Source organism: Kineococcus endophyticus (assembly GCF_040796495.1).
GTDB classification, from domain to species: domain Bacteria; phylum Actinomycetota; class Actinomycetes; order Actinomycetales; family Kineococcaceae; genus Kineococcus; species Kineococcus endophyticus.
On the sequence record NZ_JBFNQN010000009.1, the window covers coordinates 80546 to 101111 of the forward strand.

A 20566-nucleotide genomic window follows, 5' to 3' on the forward strand; every position below is an offset into this window, starting at 1 on the left:
TCCCACTTGTCCTACGAGAAGGGCGCGGGGTGGAACGTGCCGTTGCGCCGCCGGAACTCGCTCGCCGTGTCCGGCCACAGCAGCGTGAGCCGACCGCTGCGCGCGTCGACGTACCAGCTCGAGCAGCCACCCCGCAGCCACACCGAGTCCGCCGCCATCGCGTCGACCTCCTCGGTGTAGCGGCGCTGCGCCGGCAGGCTCACCTCCAGGGGACGCGCCGTCGCCGCGAGGTGGTCCAGCGCCCCGAGCAGGTACCCGACCTGGCTCTCGATGACGTGGACGGCGGAGTTGTGCCCCAGGCTCGCGTTCGGGCCGTCGAGGACGAACAGGTTCGGGAACCCGTGCACGACCGTCGAGGCGTGCGAGACCATCCCGCCCTCCCACGCCTGGGCGAGCGTGCGCCCGTCCCGGCCCGTGACCCGGGCCGCGTAGGGCTGCACGGTGGAGTGGAAACCCGTCGCGAGCACGAGCACGTCGAGCGCGTGCCGCCGCCCGTCCGCCGTCGTGACCGACCCGGGCGCGACCGAGCGCACGGCCGACGGCACGAGCCGCACGTCGGGGCGCCCCAGCGCGGGGTAGAACTCGTCCGAGAGCAGGACGCGCTTGCAGCCGATCTCGTAGTCCGGGGTCAGCGCGGCCCGCAACCCGGGATCGGTCACCTGCGCCTGCAGGTGCTCCGTCGCGCTGCGGCGCAAGGCCTCCAGCGCACCGGGGTCGAGGCGGCGGGCGGCCAGCCCCCGTTCCATGTCGGTGAAGACGTCCTCCCGCAGCCGCCGGGCCGTCTCCGGGTCGCGGGCGAAACCCGCCCGTTCGGCGGGACTGAACGGGCGGTCCCCGCGCGGGACGATCCACGCGGCGCTGCGCTGGAACACGTCGACGTGGGCGGCCCGGCCCGCGAGTTCCGGCACGACCTGGACGGCCGAGGCGCCCGTCCCGACCACCCCGACGCGGCGGCCGGTGAGGTCGAGCCCGTGGTCCCACCGGGAGGTGTGGACGACGGGCCCACCGAACTCCCCCAGCCCGGGGACGTCGGGGATCCGAGGCTCGGTGAGCCGGCCGGCGGCCAGGACGAGGACGCGCGCCCGCACCGGCCCGGTCGACGTCGTCAGCGACCAGTGCTCGCCGCGCGCGTCCCAGGCGGCGTCGAGGACCTCGCACCCCAGCCGCAGGTGGTCGGTCACCTCGCGGGCGCACGCGCGCAGGTACCGCTGCACCTCGGCGCCGGGCGCGAACACGCGCGACCACCCGGGGTCGGGGGCGAAGGAGAACGAGTACAGGTGCGACGGGACGTCGCACGCGACACCCGGGTAGGTGTTGTCGCGCCAGGTGCCCCCCACGTCGTCGGCGCGTTCGAGGACGACGAAGCTCTCCCGGCCCCGGCGCGCCAGCTGGATCGCTGTGCCCAGGCCGGCGAACCCCGCACCGACGACCGCCACGTCCAGCACGGGAGCCGCGTGCGTCACGCCGGCGCGAGGTCGCCGTAGCGGGTCGTGCGCTGCCGCAGGGGACGGCCCACCCGCTCCGCGAGCGCCGCGGCGGCCTCGCGCGTCAACGTCGTCCCGGCCTCCTGACCCGCGGCCGGGTCGAGCGTCCCGTCGAGGAGCAGTCCGCCGAGGTCGTCGGCGCCCCCGCGCAGCAGGTCGGCGACGAGGTCGACCGGGTGCTTGGGCCAGGCGGCCTGCACGTGGTCGACGCTGCCGTCGAGCAGCAACCGGGCGACGGCGTGCAGCGCGCGGGTCGCCCGCGCCGACGGCGGCGACAGCGGCGAGGGCATGGCGATGAACTCGGTGACACCGCCCGTGCTCGCGGCGACGTCGGCCAGCAGCCGCAGGTGCGCGACCTGCTGCGCGGGCGTCTCCGGACCACCGTGGACGAGCGTGGACGTCGACGTCAGCCCGACCTCGTGCGCCGTGCGCAGCACCTCGACCCAGGTGGCCACCGGCAGGTCGGGCACCCCGCCGTTGAGCTCGGCGCGGACGGCGTCGTCGAGGACCTTGGCCGCCGTGCCGGGCACCGACCCGAGCCCGGCCTCGCGCGCCGCGACCAGGAAATCCCGGGGCGTGGACCCGCGCCGGGCGGCGGCGTCGAGGACCTCCGGGACGCGGAAGGCGTGCAGGTGCACGCCCGGCGTTCCGGCGCCGGCGGTCACGGCCCGCACGAGGTCCAGGTAGCCCTCGGGCCCGGCCTGCGCGGGCACCGGCCCCTGGACGCAGACCTCGGTCGCCCCCAGCTGCACCGCCTCGGCGACGAGCTCGCGGACGTGGGCGGGGTCGGCGCCGACGCGGGTGCCGTCGAGGTTGCGGTTGACGACGAACGTCACGGCGTCCCCGACGCGGCGGCGGCGCAGGTCGTCGGCGAGCGCCGCGAGCGCCTCGAGGTCGTCGCCGTCGGCCCCCAGGAGGGCCACCGCCTGCTCGTCGGTGAGGGCACCGGGCGAGGAGGACGCCGCGGCGAGGGCCTGCTGGAGGAGCGGGTCTGGCACCGACCGAGGCTAACCCTCAGGGGCAGGCGACCCACTCGGAGGTGCCGTCGGCGAAGTGCTGGTGCTTCCAGACCGGCAGCCGGTCCTTCACCTCGTCGACGAGCCGCGCGCACGCGGCGAACGCCTCCCCGCGGTGGGCGGCCGAGACCGCGACGGCGAAGGCGACGTCCCCGACCGCCAGGTGCCCGACGCGGTGCCCGACGGCGACGGCGTCCACCTCGCAGCCGGCGACGACCTCGGCGACGACGTCGCGCAGGACGTCGGGGGCACTGGGGTGGCCCACGTACTCCAGCTCGCGCACCGACCGGCCGTGGTCGTGGTCGCGCACGACGCCCGCGAAGGTGACGACGGCCCCGGCCGCGGCGTCCCCCACGAGCGCGGCGTGCTCGGCCACGTCGAGCGGCTCGGGTCCCACGGCGGTCCGCACGACGCGGCGGGCGGGCGCGGTGAGGCGGGTGGGTACGTGCACGCCGTCAGGGTAGGTCCCGTCCGGGGCAGGTGTTCCGGAAGGAGGGCCCGTGGGAGAGGATCGCCCGGTGACGCACGTGAGCGGCTGGCGGGTCGTCGTCCCCGTCAAGGGCGGCGACGAGGCGAAGACGCGGCTGGCGCTGCCGCGCCGGCAACGTCAGGAGCTGGCGCTGGCGATGGCGCTGGACTGCCTGACGGTGTGCCGCGACACCCCCGGGGTGGGCCTGGTCGTCTGCGTCAGCGACGACCCCGACGTGCTGCGGGCCGCCCGTGCCGCGGGGGTGAGCACCGTCAGTCCCGGACGGCCGGGGCTGACCGTGGCCGTGGCCGCCGGGCTGGCCAGCCTCGAACGCGGCCCGACGGCCGTGCTGCTCGGAGACCTGCCCGCCCTGCGGTCCCAGGACCTGCAGCAGGCGCTCGCCCGGGCGCTGACGGTCCCCGGTCCCGCGCTGGTCGCCGACGCGGCGGGGTCGGGCAGCGTCCTGCTCACCGACCCCGACGGCGACGTCCCGCACCACTTCGGGCCGGACTCGGCCCGCCGCCACGTCGAAGCCGGGGCGGTCGCGCTGGGCGACCCGCTGCCGTCGCTGCGCCGGGACGTCGACACCGTCGAGGACCTGCGCACGGCCCTGGCCCTCGGCGTCGGCCCGCACACGCGCGCGGCCCTGGCGCACGACGTGCCGGCCCTCCCCACGACCGACCGTCCGGCGGACTGCGCCGCACCCCGCTGCTGAGAGCTGGAGACACCACACCCCGTGAGCGCCACACCCCTGCCCGACCCCGCACCCGCCCGGACCCGGCACGCCGCCCCACCCGAACCCGCCCCCTCGGCCGACGAGCTGGCGCGCGCCCTGGCGGCCGCGGCGCGCAGCGGCCCCGACGGCTGGGACGACGGGGGCGCGGAACGCGAGTCCGCCCGCGTCCTGCTGCACGCGCGCGGCGACGACCTCGAGCAGCTGTGCGCGCTGGCGCGGCCCGTCCGGGACGAGGCCATGCGCCGCGCCGGACGTCCGGGGACCATCACCTACTCGCGCAAGGTGTTCGTGCCCATCACGCGGTTGTGCCGGGACCGCTGCCACTACTGCACGTTCGCGACCGTCCCGGGCCGGTTGCCCGTGCTCTTCCTGTCCGAGGAGGACGTGCTCGCCATCGCCCGCGAGGGGGCCGCGATGGGCTGCAAGGAAGCCCTCTTCACCCTCGGCGACGCCCCCGAGGACCGCTGGCCGGCGGCCCGCGCGTGGCTGTCCGAGCGGGGTTTCTCCTCGACGCTGGAGTACGTGCAGCACCTGGCCCGCCGGGTGCTCGACGAGACCGGGCTGCTGCCCCACCTGAACCCCGGCGTCATGTCGTTCGAGGCGCTCACGGCCTCCCGCCCGCTCGCGCCGTCGATGGGCATGATGCTCGAGACGACGTCCCGGCGGTTGTGGGAGGAACCCGGTCAGGTCCACCACGGCTCCCCCGACAAGGACCCCGAGCTGCGGATGCGGGTGCTGCGCGACGCCGGCCGGGCGCGCGTCCCGTTCACCAGCGGGGTGCTGCTGGGCATCGGGGAGACGTCCGCCGAGCGCGTCGACTCGCTCCTGGCCCTGCGCGACGTCGCCCGCGAGACCGGCGGCATCCAGGAGGTCATCGTCCAGAACTTCCGGGCGAAGGACGACACCGCGATGCGCGGTGAGGCCGACCTGGAGCACCCCGAGTACGTCGCCACGATCGCGGTCGCGCGGCTGCTCCTGGGGGCGGACGTGTCGTTGCAGGCCCCGCCGAACCTGTCCGAACCCGGTCAGCGCGAACAGCTCCTGGCCGCGGGGGTCGACGACTGGGGCGGGGTCTCCCCCCTCACCCCCGACCACGTCAACCCCGAACGCCCGTGGCCGCAGCTCGACGACCTGGCCGCGACGACGCGCGCGGCGGGTTTCCGGCTGGCCGAACGGCTGACCGCCCACCCGCGGTTCGTCCTGGACGCCCTGGCGGGCGGCGACACGTGGATCGCGCCGGAACTGCACGCCGCCGTGGCCGCCCTCGCCGACCCCGCGACGGGGCTGGCGCGCGAGTCCGCGGTTCCCGTCGGACGCGCCGCGTGAGCGCCGAGGTCCCGCCGCCCACCGACGCCGAGGTGCGGATGGCGCGGTTCGTGGGCGAGCAGCTCGTCCCCGACGGCCGCCCGCAGATCGACGAGTTCCTCAACCGCGACGAGACGCTGTCCCTCGACGTGCTGACGGCGCTCGACGCGCCCGCGCCGGGGTTCACCTCCGTGTCCACGCTGTCGATGCACCGCTCGCCGAACCTCGTCTCGGGCACCGACGTGCGCGTCGAACTCGTCACCGTGCTGGAGCACGTGGAGGAACGGCTGGCGACGGGGCTGCTCGTGGCCTCGGCGTTCGCCGCGCTGGGTGAACCGTGGCCGCTGTCACCGTCGACGGTGTTCCCGGGGATCGTCGCCGACCTGCTCGGCGGCCGCACCGAGCACCTGCTGTTCACCGCTCCCGGGAACTTCCCGCGGCTGTCGCGGTACCGGCTCGAACCCGGGGTCGACGTGCACTGGCTGCAGGCCGTGCCCGTCCACGAGAGCGAACGCCGGTTCCTGCTGGAGCACGGGCTGGATGCGCTGGAGGAACGGTTCGAGACCGCCGAGGTGCCGTTCTACGACATCACGCGCGACGCCGTCGTCTGACGCCTCACCGCAGCAAGCGGTCGGGAGCCTTCGCCGCCCACGCGTCCTGGACGGCCACCTCGAGGTCGGTGTCCGCGACGTCGTCGAGCGCGACGAGGTAGGCGGCGTAGCCGTGGAAGTGCTCCATGTCGAACAACCCCGGGGTCCCCTGGGAGAGGACGGCACCCTTCTCCTGCAGGTCCGCGCAGGCCAGGGCGAGGACGGGCCCGGCGGTCGGCTCGATCCCCGCGGCCGCGAACCGCTTGCGGTCGGCTCCGGTGAAGGGCCGCTCCCACGCGAACGCCTTGCCCGCGACGTTCCACACGCGCGTCCCGCGCCGGTCGGTCTCGGTCACCTCGGCCAGCCCGACCGCCACCCGCGCCACGTCGTCGTAGGTCGCCATCCCCCGCACGCTAGCCGCCCCTCCCGCGTGGAAAACACTCTTTCCGCCCTTCTCCATCGATGGAGAAGGGCGGAAAGAGTGTTTTCCACGCGGGAAGGGCGGGGCCGGGAACGCCACGAGGGCGGCCTCCCGAACGGGAGACCGCCCTCGCGGGTGGTGCTGGTGCTACGGAGAGGCGGGACTCAGAAGTCCATGCCGCCCATGCCACCGTCGCCGGCCGGGGCCGCAGCGGCCTTCTCCGGCTTGTCGGCGATGACGGCCTCGGTCGTGAGGAAGAGCGCCGCGATGGAGGCGGCGTTCTGCAGCGCGGAGCGCGTCACCTTGACCGGGTCGTTGATCCCGGCCTCGAGCAGGTCGACGTACTCGCCGTTCGCGGCGTTGAGGCCGTGACCGGTCGGCAGGTTGCTGACCTTCTCGGCCACGACGCCACCCTCGAGACCGGCGTTGACCGCGATCTGCTTGAGCGGAGCCTGGATGGCGACCTTGACGATGTTCGCGCCGGTCGCCTCGTCACCGACGAGCTCGAGCTTGTCGAAGGCCAGCACGCCGGCCTGGATGAGGGCCACGCCACCACCGGCGACGATGCCCTCCTCGACGGCAGCCTTCGCGTTGCGGACGGCGTCCTCGATGCGGTGCTTGCGCTCCTTGAGCTCGACCTCCGTCGCCGCGCCGGCCTTGATGACGGCCACGCCGCCGGCCAGCTTCGCGAGGCGCTCCTGGAGCTTCTCGCGGTCGTAGTCGGAGTCGGAGCGGTCGATCTCGGCGCGGATCTGGCCCACGCGGCCGGCGATGGCGTCGGCGTCGCCGGCACCCTCGACGATCGTGGTCTCGTCCTTGGTGACGACGACCTTGCGGGCGCGGCCCAGCAGGTCGAGGTCAGCGGTGTCGAGCTTGAGGCCGACCTCCTCGGAGATGACCTGGCCACCGGTGAGGATGGCGATGTCGCCGAGCATGGCCTTGCGGCGGTCGCCGAAGCCCGGGGCCTTGACGGCGACGGACTTGAAGGTGCCGCGGATCTTGTTGACGACCAGGGTCGCGAGGGCTTCGCCCTCGACGTCCTCGGCGACGATGACGAGCGGCTTGCCCGACTGCATGACCTTCTCCAGCAGCGGGAGCAGGTCCTTCACCGTGGAGATCTTGGAGTTGAGGATGAGGATGTAGGGGTCCTCGAGCTCGGTCTCCTGACGCTCCGCGTCGGTGACGAAGTAGGGCGAGATGTAGCCCTTGTCGAAGCGCATGCCCTCGGTGAGCTCGAGCTCGAGGCCGAAGGTGTTGCTCTCCTCGACGGTGATGACACCTTCCTTGCCGACCTTGTCGAGCGCCTCGGCGATGAGCTCGCCGATGGAGGCGTCACCGGCGGAGATCCCGGCGGTGGCCGCGATCTGCTCCTTGGTGGTGACCTCCTTGGCCGCGGCGAGCAGCTGCTCGGTCACGGCCTCGACGGCCTTCTCGATGCCGCGCTTGAGGCCCATCGGGTTCGCACCCGCGGCCACGTTGCGCAGACCCTCGCGGACGAGCGCCTGGGCGAGGACGGTGGCGGTGGTCGTGCCGTCGCCGGCGACGTCGTCCGTCTTCTTGGCGACTTCCTTGACGAGCTCGGCCCCGATCTTCTCGTAGGGGTCCTCGAGCTCGATCTCCTTGGCGATGGAGACACCGTCGTTGGTGATCGTGGGGGCGCCCCACTTCTTCTCCAGGACGACGTTGCGGCCCTTGGGGCCGAGCGTCACCTTGACCGCGTCGGCGAGCTGGTTCATCCCGCGCTCGAGGCCGCGACGAGCCTCTTCGTCGAAGGCGATGATCTTGCTCATGCCTGGTGTTCCTCCCAGAAGACGGGCGGTGGGTGGTCGGAACGGCGCCCGCGACGGACGGCCAGCAGCCCCGGGGTCACGTCCCCCGGCGCCCGCAGGCCTCACCGGACCGGCCGGGGAGCTTCGCTCCCGGGTCGAGTTGTCACTCTCGACTCGAGAGTGCCAACGCCAATGTTGGCACTCTCCCCCGTCGAGTGCAAACCCCACGCCCCCGTCCGCCGAGGGCGGACGGACGGACGAGGGCCCGGGGTGGTCACCCACCCCGGGCCCTCCTGACGTCCTGCCTCGCGTCCTGCCTCGAGTCCTGCCTCGAGTGCCGCCTGCGCTGGTCGCGCCGCGTCAGAGTCCGCGCACGCTCTCGGCCTGCGGACCCTTCTGCCCCTGGCCGACCTCGAACTCGACCCGCTGCCCCTCCTCGAGGGACCGGTAGCCGTCCGCGACGATGGCGGAGTAGTGGACGAACACGTCGGCACCACCGTCGTCGACGGTGATGAAGCCGTATCCCTTCTCGGCGTTGAACCACTTCACGGTGCCCTGAGCCATTGCCTTCTCCTGGTGCTGCAGCGAGCGGAAGACGCCTCCGGCGCGCGCCGGACACGGGTCTCACGCTGCCCGCGGCCACGAGGCCGTGGGCCAGGTCCGATGTGCGCTCCCGGGGAGGGTGTGCTCCTCGAACTGATCGACCGAGGCTCAGATTAGTGCCGGGAGGGGCGCGTGTTACAAGGTTCTGTGAACCTCGTCTTCACGGAAAGGTCACGACGGGCGCCGGCGCGGGAGCGTCACAGGACGCCGTCGAGCACTCCCAGGACGGGCTGCAGGACCGAGCGCAGGGCCAGCACGACCCCGGTGGCGACGGCCGCGGCCACCAGGAGCCAGACGAGGACGAGCACCGCCACCCCGGCGGGCCCCCGGCGCGTGCGGTGGGCGCCGCGACGCGCGGCGAGCTGGCGGGGGCGGTGGCCCCGACCGCTCAGGGCTGCACGCCCAGACGACGGGCCGACCGCGCACGCTGGCGGCTCGACCGCATGCGGCGCAGGCGCTTGACGAGCATCGGGTCGTGCGCCAGGGCCGCCGGGGAGTCGATGAGGGCGTTCAGCAGCTGGTAGTAGCGCGTCGGGGAGAGGTCGAAGAGCTCGCGCACGGCCTGCTCCTTGGCGCCGGCGTACTTCCACCACTGGCGCTCGAAGGCGAGGATCTCGGCGTCGCGGCGGGTCAGGCCCTCGGGCAGTTCGCTCGCCCCGCCCGGCCCCTCCTGCGCGTGGTCCCCCGTGTGCACGTCGGCCTCGATGCGTGCCGTCGCGTCCCAGCGCTCCACGGTGTCCACCCCTCTCGACCGAGCCCCCGAACGGCAGCTCGCGGGGCGAGTCTAGGCAGGGCATCACACGCGTGTCATTCTCCTCCGTCCGCGCGCCGGGGACCGCGCGCCGCGGGTCCGGCCTGGGTACCGTCCCACGCGTGACTGCCGACCCAGCCGCCTCACGGACCCCCCCGGTCTTCCCCGCGACGGCCGCCGACCCGGCCGGTCTCGGCCTCGACGACCTCGACCCCGGCTGGGCCCGGGCCCTGGCTCCCGTGCGCGCCGACCTGGAGCGCATCTCCGCCTCCCTGGCCGACGACGCCGGCTGGCTGCCCGCGCCGGGAGACGTCCTGCGCGCCTTCCGCCAGCCGTTCGACGGGGTGCGGGTGCTGCTCGTCGGCCAGGACCCCTACCCGACGGCCGGCCACCCGGTCGGGCTGAGCTTCGCCGTCGAACCGCACGTGCGGCCGTTGCCGCGCAGCCTGGTCAACATCGGCCGCGAGCTGCGCGACGACGTGGGCGTCCGGCCCCCCGAGCACGGGGACCTGTCGTCGTGGACGGACTCCGGTGTCCTCCTGCTCAACCGCGTCCTCACCGTCCGCGCGGGCAGCTCGGGCTCGCACCGCCGCCTGGGCTGGCAGGCCGTCACCGACGCCGCCGTCCGCGCCCTCGCCACGCGGGGCGGTCCGCTCGTCGCGCTGTTGTGGGGAAAGGACGCGCAGCAGGTGCAGCCGCTGCTCGACGGGGTGCCCGTCGTCGCGGGCGTGCACCCCAGCCCCCTGTCCGCCTCGCGCGGGTTCTTCGGCTCCCGCCCCTTCAGCCGCGTCGACGCGCTGCTGCGCGAGGCCGGCGGGGACGGGATCGACTGGCGCCTCGCCTGACCGGCCGCCCGTGGTAGGGAACGTTGCCTCCCGGCGGCGAGGCACGGCGACCCCGTGCACGGACCGGGGTGTCGTGGGGCACGATCGGCCCATGACCTCCCCCACGGTGCAGCGCAGCCCCTTCGGCCGGACCCGGCGCGGCGAGCCGGTCGAGCGGTGGGAGCTGCGACTCCCCTCCGGCGCGTCGGCGGCCGTCCTGACCCGCGGGGCCACGCTGCAGCAGGTCCGCGTCCCCGACGCCGCGGGCGAGATCGGTGACGTCGTCGTCGCACTCCCGGACGTCGCCGCCTACGAGGCCGCCGACGGCTACCCCGGCGCGAGCGTGGGTCGCGTCGCGAACCGGCTCGCGGGCGGACGGTTCACCCTCGACGGCACCCGCTACGACGTCCCGACCAACGACGGCCCGAACGCCCTGCACGGCGGAGTCGAGGGTTTCGACCAGCGCGTCTGGACCGCGGAGGAGACCGAGGTCGACGGGGTTCCGGCGGTGCGGTTCTCCCTGACGAGCCCCGACGGCGACATGGGGTTCCCCGGCACGCTCGAGGTGTCCTGCACGTACTCCCTGCGTCAGGACGGGGACGCGGTCACCCTGCGCCTGGACCACCACGCCACCACCGACGCGCCGACGCCGGTGAACCTCACGAACCACGCCTACTTCGCCCTCGACGGCGCCGGCTCCGTGGAGGACCACGTCGCGCAGGTGGCGGCCACCCGCTACCTGCCCGTGGACGCGAACCTCATCCCGACCGGCGAGCTGGCCCCGACCGCGGGCACGCCGTTCGACTTCTCCTCCCCCACCCGCATCGGCGAGCACCTGCGCGACGCCGACGAGCAGCTCCTGCGCGCGGGGGGCTACGACCACTGCCTCGTCCTGGACGAGCCAGGCTCGTTCCGCGAGGTCGCCTCGGTGCGCGGGCCGCGGTCGGGCCGCACCGTGCGGGTCCGCACCGACCTGCCGGGGCTGCAGTTCTACTCGGGGAACTTCCTCACCGGCGCGTGGCGCACGCTCGAGGGCCGGCCCGTCCGGCAGGGCGACGCGCTGTGCCTGGAGACGCAACTGCTGCCGGACGCGGTGAACCAGCCCGCGCTGGCGGAACTGGGCGACCCGGTGCTGCGTCCGGGGGCGGAGTTCGCCACGACGACGGAGTACGTGTTCTCCGCCTGACCTGCCCGAGGAACGCGAACGCCCGCCCCGGGAGACCGGGGCGGGCGTCGGCGGGCGGGCGCGTCAGTTGATGTGCTTGCCGCCGTCGACCTGGTAGCTGGCGCCGGTGACGAACCCGGCCTCCTCGGACAGCAGGAACGCCACCATGGCGGCGATGTCGGCCGGCGTCCCGACGCGGCCGACGGGGATGCCCGCGGACATCGCGGCCTTGCGCTCGTCGGTCAGCGTGCCGCCCATGATGTCGGTGTCGATGGGGCCGGGCAGGATCGCGTTGGCGGTGATGCCGTGCGGCCCGAGTTCGCGGGCCGCGCCGCGGGTCAGCCCGAGGACCGCGGCCTTGGCCGCGGCGTAGGAGCTCTTGGAGAACGTCCCGCCCCCGTCGACCGCGGTGATCGAGGACGTGTTGACGATGCGCCCCACCCCGACCTCCATCATCCGGCGGGCCGCGGCCTGGATCATCAGCAGCGACCCGGTGGCGTTGACGGCCATCGTCCGGTTCCAGCCCTCGAGCGTGAGCTCCATGAGCGGCGTGGGGTCGGCGATGCCGGCGAGGTTGACGAGGCCGACGACCGGCGGCAGCGAGGCGTCGAACTGCGTGAACGCGTCCGCGACGGAGTCGGGCGAGGCGATGTCGGTGACGACGCCGTGGACCTGCGCGCCGGCGTCGGTCAGTTCACGGGTGATCTCCTCGACGCCGGTCGCGGAGATGTCGACGAGGCCGAGGCTCCAGCCGTCCTGCGCGAGGCGGCGGGCCACGACGCGGCCGATGCCGCGGGGGGCGCCGACGCCGGTGACGACGGCCGTGCGGCGGGTGGGGAACTCCATGGTGGTCTCCTGGGGTCGGGCTCGGGGTCGGGGTCGGATCAGCGGACGGCGTCGGCCGTGGTCGCGGGGGCGTCGGCGGGGGCGGTGCGCAGGAACCTCGTGCCCAGCAGGAACAGTGCCCCCAGGACGGCCATCCCCGCCAGGGCGAACAGGCCCGCGGTGGTGGAGTCGAACGTCTCCTCGGCCCAGACGCGGATGTTCGGGGCGATGAACCCGCCGAGGTTCCCGAGGCCGTTGATGAGACCGAACCCGGCCGCCAGCGCGGCCCCGCTGAGGTAGCGGGTGGGCAGGGTCCAGAACAGCGGCTGGCACGTGACGAAACCGACGGCCGCGACGCACAGGGCGACGATCGCGACGACGGCGTTCTCCGCGACGGCCGAGACGGCGATGCCGATGCCGGACAGGACGAGCAGCGCGGCACCGATCTCGCGGTGCTTGCCGCTGCGGTCGGCGAACCGGGGCAGGACGGCGATGGTGACGAACGCGCACGCCCACGGGATGGACGTGAGCAGCCCGACCTGGAACCCGACGTCGCGGCCGGTGATGCTCGCGACCTGCGTCGGCAGGAAGAACGTCAGGCCGTAGACCGCGGCCTGGATGCACAGGCAGATCAGGCAGAAGTACAGGACGCGGGGGTTCAGCAGCGCCTTGGCCCAGCCCTGGTGCCCGCCCACGGCGGCGCGGTCGGCGTTGTCGGCCTCGAGCCGCGCGAGCAGGGCGTCGCGCTCGGCGGCCGGCATCCAGGCGGCCTTCTCGGGCCGGTCGGTCAGGTAGAACACCGCGACGATCCCGACGAGGACCGCGATGACGCCCTCGACCATGAACAGCCACTGGTACCCGGCCAGGCCCGCGACCCCGTCGAGTTCGAGGAGCCCGCCCGAGAGCGGGCCGCCGACGATGTTGGCCAGCGGCAGGCCCATCTGGAACAGGCCGGTCGCGAACGCGCGCCGGTCCTCGGGGAACCAGTACGTGAGGTACAGCAGGACGCCGGGGAAGAACCCGGCCTCGGCGACACCGAGGAGGAACCGCAGGACGTAGAACATCGTCTCGCCCTGCACGAACATGAACGCGGTCGCGATGATGCCCCAGGTCACCATGATCCGGGCCATCCACCAGCGCGCGCCGACCTTGTGCATGATGAGGTTGCTGGGCACTTCGAAGACGGCGTAACCGACGAAGAACAGGCCCGCGCCGAGGGCGTACGCGGCGGCGGACAGGCCGATGTCGGCCTCGAGCTCCTCCTTGGCGAACCCGACGTTGCTGCGGTCGAGGAACGCGATCACGTACATCAACAGCAGGAACGGGATGAGCCGCTTGACCGAGCGGCGGACGGCGGAGTCGACCAGCACGGTCTGCTCCGGGGTGACGGGTGCGGTCACTACCTGCTCCTGATGACGTCTTCGTTCACAGAGGGTCCTGTCGGACGGTCCTCACCGTCCGCCGGAAGGAAACATCCAATAGGATCTAGGTGTCAACCCGACGTCGTGTCGTAGCACTGGTCGTGACCCTAGGAGTCGTGCGCCCCGCGGTGGCCGACGGCGGCGCTGTCGGCGAGGGCCCGCGAGCGCACGGCCTCGAGGTGTTCGCGCATGAGGTCCGCCGCGGCGTCACCGTCCCGCGCTCGCAGGGCTCGCAGCAGCGCCCCGTGCTCCTCGATCGCCGTCTCGGCGTCGGTCACGCCGTCCCCCACCAGCCGCAGCCGGAACCGCTGCACCTGCCCGTTGAGGGCCTCGAAGGCGTCGGCGAGGAACGTGTTGCCGCCCGCGCGGTTCAGCAGCCGGTGGAACTCGTTGTCGGCCCGGTGGTAGTCCTGGTAGTCCGCGAAGGACGGCCCCTTGGGGGCTGCCTCCATGCGCCGCACCGTGTCCTGGAGGCGGTCGAGCAGGGCGTCGTCTACGCGCGCCGCCGCGGCGGCCGCGTTGTGGCACTCCAGGAGCAGCCGCGCGTCCATGAGCTCCTCGACCTCGGCCGGCGTGAGCAGCCCCGCGACCCGGTACCCGCGCATCGCGACGCGCTCGACCAGCCCCGTCCGCTCGATGCGGGCCATCGCCTCGCGCACGGGGGTCGGCGAGACGCCCAGCTCGCGGGCCAGGCCGTCGATGCTCAGGGGTTCCCCCGGCCCGGCGTGGCCGTCCATGAGCCAGGCGAGCAGCGAGGAGTGCACCGAGTCGGCCAGCGATTCCCGGGCAGGGGCGGTCGGCGGGACGGTGCGGGGGGCCACCGCCGGATCGTAACGGCCCGCTCCGCGGGGGCTCAGAAGGAGGACAGCAGGTCCGCCACGACCGGCCGACGGTCGTCGGCGAGCGCCACGAGGTGCAGGGCCAGCGGCGGGAGGTCGTGCAGCGGGACGAAGACGATGTCGTCGGACCGGTGCGCGGCCGCCACGGTCGCGGACGTGATCGCCATGGCGCGGCCCGTCGCCACGACGGCGAGCATCTCCTCCACCGTCGTCGCGGGAGGGCCCACCACCACCGGGGACGCCCCGGACGGGCGCGGGTCGACGAGCCAGACGTCCCGGTCGCTGCCGGCGTCGACGATGGGTTCGTCGTCGAGGTCGGCGATGGACAGCGCCTCGACCCCCGTGAGCCGGTGCCCGCGGGCGAAGACCGCCACCCGGTCGACGTCGCTGACGTGCGCGGTGCGCAGGCGAGGGTCGGGGTCCTGGCCCGGGGCGAGGTGGAGGAAGACGACGTCGACGCTGCCGTCGGACAGGTCGTGCACCTCCCGGCCCCACGGGACGTGCCGCAGCACGACGTCCAGCTGCGGGCTCTCCTGCGCGGCCTCGACCAGCCGGGTCGAGACCCAGCGCGGCGTCGACGTGCCGATGCCGACGGTGAGGCGTTCGCGCTCCCCCGCCTCGGCGATGCGGCGGGCCCGCGCCAGGGCCCGGTCCAGGACCTCGGTGACGTGGGCGGCGTCGGCCAGCAGCGCCTGGCCGCTGGGCGTCAGCGCCGATCCCTCGCGGGCCACGCCCCGGGCGTCGCGGACGACGAGGCGCCCGCCGACGAGGGCTTCCATCCGGGCGATCGCCTGGCTCAGGGCCGGCTGGGAGACCTGCAGCGACGCCGCCGCCGTGGTGAAGCTGCGCTCGCGGGCGACGGCCATGAGGTAGCGCAACGACCTCGCGTCGAGTTCGCCCGACCCCCGTCCCGCCCGCGCATCCACGGCCCTGATCTTCGCAGAACAACCGCTTGTGCGACACGGTGCCCCCTGCCCGCATACGTTGGCGAGGTGCCGTCCACCCGGTCGCTGACCGCGCTGCCCAAGGTCCACGTCCACGCGCACCTCGACGGTTCCTACCCCCGGGACGCGGTGCTCGCGCTGGCCCGGCGGCGCGGGGTCGACCTCGACCCCGAGCGCGACCTGCCGGAACGCACCGGCGCACCGGGCGGTCCCGGCGGCTGGCGCGACGTGTGGGAGTTCTTCGAGGCCTACGGTCGCGTCCCGGCCCTCGTCGCCGACCTCGACGACCTCGCCGAACTGTGCGGGGCCCTCGTCGCGCAGGAGGCCGCCGAGGGCGTCGTCTACCTCGAACCCGCCGTCGAACCGCAGTTGTACGCGCCCCGGCTGGGCAGCCTGCGCGACGTCACCCGCGTCGTGCTGGAGGCCTTCGCCGACGCTGCGACGCGGCACGGCGTGGAGGTCGGGGCGCTGCTCACGGTGAACACCGACCAGGACGAACCCATCGCCGGCGACCTCACCGACGTCGCCGTGGAGTTCGCCGGTGCGGGCGTGACCGCCTTCGGCACCGCGGGTTTCGAGGAACCCTCGGGCCTGCACCGCTTCGCCGCCCACGCCGGCCGGGCCCGCGCCGCGGGGTTGCCCGTCGTGGCCCACGCCGGGCAGACCGGCGGCTGGGAGTGCGTCGCGGAGGCGGTGGACGTCCTGGGCGCCACCCGGATCTCCCACGGGGTGCGGTCGGTCGAGAACCCGGAGTTCGTCCGCCGGCTCGTCGAGTCGGGCATCGTCCTGGACGTCGCCCCCGTCTCGAACGTCGCGCTGGGGATCGTGCCGGACCTCGCTGCGCACCCGGCGCCCGTCCTGCACCGCGCGGGCGTGGGGGTGACCCTGAACGCCGACGACCAGCTCTGGTTCGGCCGCAGCGTCACCGACCAGTACGCCGTGGCGCGCGACGTCTGGGGGTTCTCCGACGCCGACCTCGCGGCGCTGGCCGGCCACGGGTTGCGGGTGGAGGGGATGAGCGCGCGGACCCGGCAGGTGTTCGGGGCCGGGCTCGCGGCGTGGCTGGACGACGCGTGAGCCTGCTGCTGTCCGCGTTCGAGATCAACGGCCCGAACCTCACGAGCCAGGGGTTGTGGGCCCACCCCGAGCAGGACACCGTCCGCTACACCGACCTCGACCACTGGCTCGACCTCGCCCGGACGCTGGAGGAGGGCGGGTTCGACCTGCTGTTCCTCGCCGACTCCCCCGGGTACCCGGTGCTCGGCGGGACGACGCCCGACGTGACGTTCGAGCAGGCCGTGGAGATGCCCACGAACGACCCGCTGCTGCTCGTGCCCGCGATGGCCGCGGTGACCCGGCGGCTGGGTTTCGCGGTGACGGCCTCGACGACGTTCGAGGGCCCGTACTCGAACGCCCGGCGGTTCGCGACGCTGGACCACCTGACCCGCGGCCGCATCGGGTGGAACGTCGTGACGACGTCGTCGGCCGTCGTGAGCGACCTGCACGGGACCGCGCCGCTGCCGGCCCACGACATCCGCTACGACGTGGCCGACGAGCACCTCGAGCTGAGCTACCGGCTGCTGGAGGGCGGCTGGGAGGACGGCGCCGTCGTCGGCGACAAGCAGGCCCGGCGCTACGCCGACCCGCGCCGCGTCCACGAGGTGCACCACGACGGCCGCTGGTTCTCCAGCCACGGCTACTTCAAGGTCGAGCCGTCACCGCAGCGCACGCCCGTCCTGTTCCAGGCCGGCGCCAGCGAGCGGGGCCGGGAGTTCGCCGCCACCCACGCCGAGGTGGTCTTCGTCCAGGGCCGCGACGCGGCGGGGGTGCGCCGGCAGGTCCAGGACGTCCACGCGCGGGCCGAGCGCCACGGCCGGCCCCGGGGGTCGGTGCGCACCCTGGCCGGGCTCACGGTCGTGCTGGGACGCGACCGCGCGCACGCCCGGGACCGGCTCGAGCGGTACCTGTCGTGGGTCCACGACGACGCCGCCCGGGCCTACTTCGCGTCCATGACGGGCGTGGACCTGCGGGCGCTGGACCAGCGCGCCGACCTCGGGACCGTCAGCACCGAGGGCGGCCGGACCCAGGTCGAGCGCTACCGCGGGGAGACCGTGGCCCGGGCCACGGCGGACTTCCTGCGCTTCGGGATGCGCGAGTTCGTGCTCACGGGTTCGGTCACCGAGGTCGCCGACGACGTCGAACGGCTCGTCGAGGAGACCGGGGTCGACGGGTTCAACGTCACGCCGTTCCTCGTGCCGGGCTCCTACGTCGAGTTCTGCGCCGAGCTGGTGCCGGAGCTGCGGCGCCGGGGTCTCGTGGACCAGCCCCGCGCGCGTGAGGAAAGCCTTACGCTGCGTGAGGTGATCTTCGGTGCGGGCCGCACGAGGCTGCCCGCCGACCACCCGGCGGCACGGTTCCGCCGGTCGTCCCGAGAGGCTGGGTGAGCGGACCGGTGGTCCTGCACGGGAGCACGAGCGGCGGGCGGTCGCGGTGAGCGAGGTGCCCGCGACCCCGCAGACCCGCGTCGGCGGCGTCGACGTCGAGCTCAACGGCGTGAACGCCGTGGGCGAGGACGAGCGGCACGGCCGGCCCCGGGACCTGTTCTGGCCCTGGTTCGCCGCGAACGTCTCCGTCCTGGCCGTCAGCTACGGCTCCTTCGTCCTCGGCTTCGGCATCTCGTTCTGGCAGGCGACGCTCGTCTCGGTGGCCGGGGTGTTCCTGTCCTACGTCGTCGTCGGGCTCGTCGCGATCGCCGGCAAGCGCGGATCGGCGCCCACGATGACGTTGTCCCGCGCGGCCTTCGGGGTGCACGGCAACCGGCTACCCTCCCTCGTGTCCTGGCTGCTGACGCTGGGCTGGGAGACCTCGCTGGCCGCCGTCGCCGTCCTGGCGACCGCGACCGTCCTGGACCGCCTCGGTGCCGGCGGTGGGACGGGCACCAAGCTCGTCGCGCTCGTCGTCGTCGTCGGGCTCATCGTCCTCGGCGGCACGCTGGGGTTCCGCGTCATCATGCGGATGCAGCGCTGGATCACGGTCGTGACCGCCGTCCTGACGGTGGCCTACATCGCCTTCGCGGCCCCCTCGATCGACCTCGACACGGTGCTGGCCCTACCCGCCGGGGACGCCGCCGCCGTCGTCGGCGCGTTCACCATGGTCATGACGGGGTTCGGCCTGGGCTGGGCCAACGCCGCGGCCGACTACTCCCGCTACCTGCCGCGCGACGCCTCCAGCCGCGGCGTCGTGTTCTGGACCACGCTGGGCTCCTCCCTCGGCCCGGCCGTCCTGCTGGTCTTCGGCGCGCTCATCGTCGGCTCGCAGCCCGGGCTGAACGACAGCGTGGCCAAGGACCCGGTCGGGGCGCTCACGGGCATCCTGCCGACCTGGTTCCTCGTGCCGTTCGTGGTCGTCGCGGTCCTCGGCCTCGTCGGCGGGGCCGTCATGGACATCTACTCCTCGGGCCTGGCGCTGCTCAACGTCGGCCTGCGCGTGCCGCGGCCGGTCGCCGTCCTCGTCGACGGCGCGCTCATGGTCGCCGGCGCCGTCTACATCGCCTTCTTCTCGGCCGACTTCCTCGTCCCGTTCCAGGGGTTCCTCATCACCCTGGGCGTGCCGATCGCGGCGTGGGCGGGGATCTTCCTCGCCGACCTCGCCACCCGGCGGACCGGGTACGCCGAGGACGAGCTGCTCGACGCCCGCGGGCGGTACGGCGCGGTGCGGCCCCTGGCCCTCGGGACGATGCTCGTGGCGACCGTCGTGGGCTGGGGCCTGGTCACCAACAGCGGCGCGAGCTGGCTGGCGTGGCAGGGCTACCTGCTCGGGCCGATCGGCGGCCGCGAGGGCGAGTGGGCCTACGCCAACATCGGCGTCCTGCTCGCGCTCGTCCTCGGGTTCGTCTCCGTCGCCGCGTTCGGCCGCGGTGAGGTGCGGCGGCAGGAGCGCCGCTGACCGCCGCCGGACGACGAGTCCCCACCACCCCGACGGGCGTCAGGCGCGCTGGACGGTGACCTTCGGCGGCGTCTGCAACGTCTGGGCGATGACGCAGTAGCGCTCGGCCAGCGTGATCATCTTCTGCTCCGTGGCCTCGTCGGCGTCGGAGGTGAAGTCGAACGTGATCGTCACGTCCGTGATGCCGACGGGGACCTCGCGGGAGACGCCGAGGGTGCCGCGGGCGTCCCAGTGCGCCTCGGCCGTCACCGACGCGTTCCGCAGCTCCACGCCCATGGCGGTCGCGACGCTGCGCAGCGTCACACCGGCGCACGCGGCGACGGCCTCGCAGAGCATGTCGGCCGAGCAGGCCTCGGTGCCGTCACCCCCGGCGGCGGGGTGCAGCCCCGCGCGGGTCGTCCCGGCGAACCCGTCGACCGAGACCCCGATGGACTGCCCGTCGAGCACCGCGACGGCCTTGGCCGGCACCAGCGCCTTCGCCGGATCCTCCCGGTAGGAGTCCTTCAACGGCTTCTGCAGGGCCCTCAGTTCGGTCGAATCCACCGGCGAAGCTTAGGCCCGGAGGTGGTCCGACCCGCAACCTCCCCGCTCCTCGCGCGGACGGCCCGCCACACTGGGCGGCGTGAAGTGGACCACCGCCCTGAAGACCCTCGAGGACGTCGCCGACCGCTGCGCGCACGTGCACCGCCAGCCCGCGGGCATCGTGACCCTGCGGGTGGGCGAGGCGTGGGTGTTCGGCCCCCTGCTCGGCCCGCGCCGCGACGACCTGCCCGACGACGCCGTCCGGGTGGCCCTCGTGACGAACGCGGCGGAGGCCGACTGCGCGGCCGGCACCCGACCGCCCGCGGCAGGCCACTGGCTCGCCGCGTCGGGGCTGGAGACGAAACCCGTGGTCCTGTGGTTCCGGTCGGGCGAGGCGCCCGTGTGGAACCACGTCGTCGAGCGGCCCGTGCGGTTCTGGACGGCGCAGGACGGCCTCGACCACGACGTCCTCGTGCAGCTGCGCGCCGGGGACGGGGAGTCGTTGCGACCGGCGGCCCCCTCCCCCGCCGACCTCGTCGAGCGACTCGGGAGGGAACTGCACGTGAGCCGGGAGGCGTTGCGCCGCAGCGCGGTCGAGTACGACGACAAGCGGTGGGCGCCCGGGTCGCCGAAGAAGCGCGGCGACGCGCTGGCCGACGCGGCCCTGGGGTTCCTCGCCGTCCAGGACGCCCTGGACCCCGTGGACACCGCCGGGGATACCCTCCCCGGATGAGCGAGGAGAAGCTGAGCTACCGCCTGCTGACCGGCCCCGACGACCGCTCGTTCTGCGAGAAGGTCAGCGCCGCCCTCGCCGACGGGTACGTGCTGTTCGGCAGCCCCTCGGTCACCACGACCGAGGGTCGGACGGTCGCCGCGCAGGCCGTGGTCCTCCCCCACGTCCTCGCCCAGGTGAGGCCAGAGGGCTGACGCTCGCGGG

Annotated in this window: 21 protein-coding genes and 1 pseudogene; 10 read left to right on the forward strand and 12 right to left on the reverse strand. The window is 74.2% G+C overall.

All coding sequences use genetic code 11. The annotated features are described in order from the left end of the window. Positions 1 to 11: 11 nt before the first annotated feature. Genes AB1207_RS13965 through AB1207_RS13975 form a run of 3 tightly spaced genes read right to left on the reverse strand, consistent with a single transcriptional unit; the run spans position 12 to position 2951 of the window. A complete protein-coding gene (locus tag AB1207_RS13965; RefSeq protein ID WP_367638991.1) occupies positions 12 to 1445 on the reverse strand; it encodes a flavin-containing monooxygenase in 1434 nt (477 codons plus the stop codon). A gap of 14 nt (positions 1446 to 1459) precedes the next feature. Further along, entirely contained in the window at positions 1460 to 2482 is a 1023-nt protein-coding gene (locus AB1207_RS13970) for an FO synthase (RefSeq protein WP_367638992.1), read from the reverse strand. 16 nt (positions 2483 to 2498) lie between these two features. Next, a complete protein-coding gene (locus AB1207_RS13975; protein ID WP_367638993.1) occupies positions 2499 to 2951 on the reverse strand; it encodes a molybdenum cofactor biosynthesis protein MoaE in 453 nt (150 codons plus the stop codon). Positions 2952 to 3018: 67 nt separating this feature from the next. Here AB1207_RS13975 and cofC point away from each other — a divergent pair, with 67 nt between their 5' ends. The 3 genes and pseudogenes from cofC (at position 3019) to AB1207_RS13990 (ending at position 5621) form a co-directional block, all read left to right on the forward strand. Further along, the gene (gene cofC / locus AB1207_RS13980) at positions 3019 to 3684 is read left to right on the forward strand and encodes a 2-phospho-L-lactate guanylyltransferase (RefSeq protein ID WP_367638994.1); all 666 of its coding nucleotides are present in this window, start codon (positions 3019 to 3021) and stop codon (positions 3682 to 3684) included. Positions 3685 to 3720: 36 nt separating this feature from the next. Beyond that, a pseudogene (gene cofG, locus AB1207_RS13985) lies at positions 3721 to 5022 on the forward strand (7,8-didemethyl-8-hydroxy-5-deazariboflavin synthase CofG); the annotation flags it as partial. Between the two features lie 5 nt (positions 5023 to 5027). Further along, on the forward strand, positions 5028 to 5621 hold the full coding sequence (locus AB1207_RS13990; protein ID WP_367638995.1) for a suppressor of fused domain protein: 594 nt from the start codon (positions 5028 to 5030) through the stop codon (positions 5619 to 5621). Between the two features lie 4 nt (positions 5622 to 5625). Here the strand turns inward: AB1207_RS13990 and AB1207_RS13995 are convergent, their stop codons facing one another. From AB1207_RS13995 to AB1207_RS14010, 4 genes are all read right to left on the reverse strand, one after another. Beyond that, complete coding sequence (locus AB1207_RS13995; RefSeq protein ID WP_367638996.1) at positions 5626 to 6003, reverse strand: hypothetical protein; 378 nt, start codon at positions 6001 to 6003, stop codon at positions 5626 to 5628. Positions 6004 to 6185: 182 nt separating this feature from the next. After that, a complete protein-coding gene (gene groL / locus AB1207_RS14000) occupies positions 6186 to 7811 on the reverse strand; it encodes a chaperonin GroEL (RefSeq protein ID WP_367638997.1) in 1626 nt (541 codons plus the stop codon). Positions 7812 to 8150: 339 nt separating this feature from the next. Then, positions 8151 to 8354, reverse strand: coding sequence for a cold-shock protein (locus tag AB1207_RS14005; protein WP_179749831.1), 204 nt, complete (start codon positions 8352 to 8354; stop codon positions 8151 to 8153). 427 nt (positions 8355 to 8781) lie between these two features. Continuing rightward, on the reverse strand, positions 8782 to 9099 hold the full coding sequence (locus tag AB1207_RS14010; RefSeq protein WP_496204301.1) for a DUF3263 domain-containing protein: 318 nt from the start codon (positions 9097 to 9099) through the stop codon (positions 8782 to 8784). 167 nt (positions 9100 to 9266) lie between these two features. Here AB1207_RS14010 and AB1207_RS14015 point away from each other — a divergent pair, with 167 nt between their 5' ends. After that, positions 9267 to 9989, forward strand: a complete 723-nt coding sequence (locus AB1207_RS14015) for a uracil-DNA glycosylase (RefSeq protein ID WP_367638998.1) — start codon at positions 9267 to 9269, stop codon at positions 9987 to 9989. 91 nt (positions 9990 to 10080) lie between these two features. Further along, positions 10081 to 11154, forward strand: coding sequence for an aldose epimerase family protein (locus AB1207_RS14020; protein WP_367638999.1), 1074 nt, complete (start codon positions 10081 to 10083; stop codon positions 11152 to 11154). Positions 11155 to 11217: 63 nt separating this feature from the next. On the opposite strand, the gene AB1207_RS14025 is transcribed toward AB1207_RS14020, so the two are convergent. The 4 genes from AB1207_RS14025 to AB1207_RS14040 all read right to left on the reverse strand — a co-directional run bounded on the left by AB1207_RS14025 (position 11218) and on the right by AB1207_RS14040 (position 15144). Next, positions 11218 to 11979, reverse strand: coding sequence for an SDR family NAD(P)-dependent oxidoreductase (locus AB1207_RS14025; protein ID WP_367639001.1), 762 nt, complete (start codon positions 11977 to 11979; stop codon positions 11218 to 11220). Between the two features lie 38 nt (positions 11980 to 12017). Next, positions 12018 to 13358: an MFS transporter gene (locus tag AB1207_RS14030; RefSeq protein ID WP_367639002.1), complete on the reverse strand. Its 1341-nt coding sequence runs from the start codon at positions 13356 to 13358 to the stop codon at positions 12018 to 12020. Positions 13359 to 13486: 128 nt separating this feature from the next. Continuing rightward, positions 13487 to 14200, reverse strand: a complete 714-nt coding sequence (locus tag AB1207_RS14035) for a GntR family transcriptional regulator (protein WP_367639003.1) — start codon at positions 14198 to 14200, stop codon at positions 13487 to 13489. 32 nt (positions 14201 to 14232) lie between these two features. Continuing rightward, positions 14233 to 15144 carry a LysR family transcriptional regulator gene (locus tag AB1207_RS14040; RefSeq protein WP_367639004.1) on the reverse strand — a complete coding sequence of 304 codons (912 nt, stop codon included), beginning with the start codon at positions 15142 to 15144 and terminating at the stop codon, positions 14233 to 14235. 66 nt (positions 15145 to 15210) lie between these two features. On the opposite strand from AB1207_RS14040, the gene add reads away from it, so the two are divergent. Genes add through AB1207_RS14055 form a run of 3 tightly spaced genes read left to right on the forward strand, consistent with a single transcriptional unit; the run spans position 15211 to position 19107 of the window. Then, entirely contained in the window at positions 15211 to 16239 is a 1029-nt protein-coding gene (add, locus tag AB1207_RS14045; RefSeq protein WP_367639005.1) for an adenosine deaminase, read from the forward strand. After that, positions 16221 to 17606 carry an NtaA/DmoA family FMN-dependent monooxygenase gene (locus tag AB1207_RS14050; RefSeq protein WP_367639006.1) on the forward strand — a complete coding sequence of 462 codons (1386 nt, stop codon included), beginning with the start codon at positions 16221 to 16223 and terminating at the stop codon, positions 17604 to 17606. Before add ends, AB1207_RS14050 begins: the two co-directional genes overlap by 19 nt. Before the next feature lie 46 nt (positions 17607 to 17652). Then, the gene (locus AB1207_RS14055; RefSeq protein WP_367639007.1) at positions 17653 to 19107 is read left to right on the forward strand and encodes a purine-cytosine permease family protein; all 1455 of its coding nucleotides are present in this window, start codon (positions 17653 to 17655) and stop codon (positions 19105 to 19107) included. Positions 19108 to 19146: 39 nt separating this feature from the next. Here the strand turns inward: AB1207_RS14055 and AB1207_RS14060 are convergent, their stop codons facing one another. Continuing rightward, positions 19147 to 19650: an OsmC family protein gene (locus AB1207_RS14060; protein ID WP_367639008.1), complete on the reverse strand. Its 504-nt coding sequence runs from the start codon at positions 19648 to 19650 to the stop codon at positions 19147 to 19149. 79 nt (positions 19651 to 19729) lie between these two features. Here AB1207_RS14060 and AB1207_RS14065 point away from each other — a divergent pair, with 79 nt between their 5' ends. Both AB1207_RS14065 and AB1207_RS14070 read left to right on the forward strand, forming a co-directional pair. After that, complete coding sequence (locus AB1207_RS14065) at positions 19730 to 20362, forward strand: DUF7711 family protein (RefSeq protein ID WP_367639009.1); 633 nt, start codon at positions 19730 to 19732, stop codon at positions 20360 to 20362. Then, entirely contained in the window at positions 20359 to 20556 is a 198-nt protein-coding gene (locus AB1207_RS14070; protein WP_367639010.1) for a DUF1737 domain-containing protein, read from the forward strand. Before AB1207_RS14065 ends, AB1207_RS14070 begins: the two co-directional genes overlap by 4 nt. The last annotated feature ends 10 nt before the right edge of the window (positions 20557 to 20566 follow it).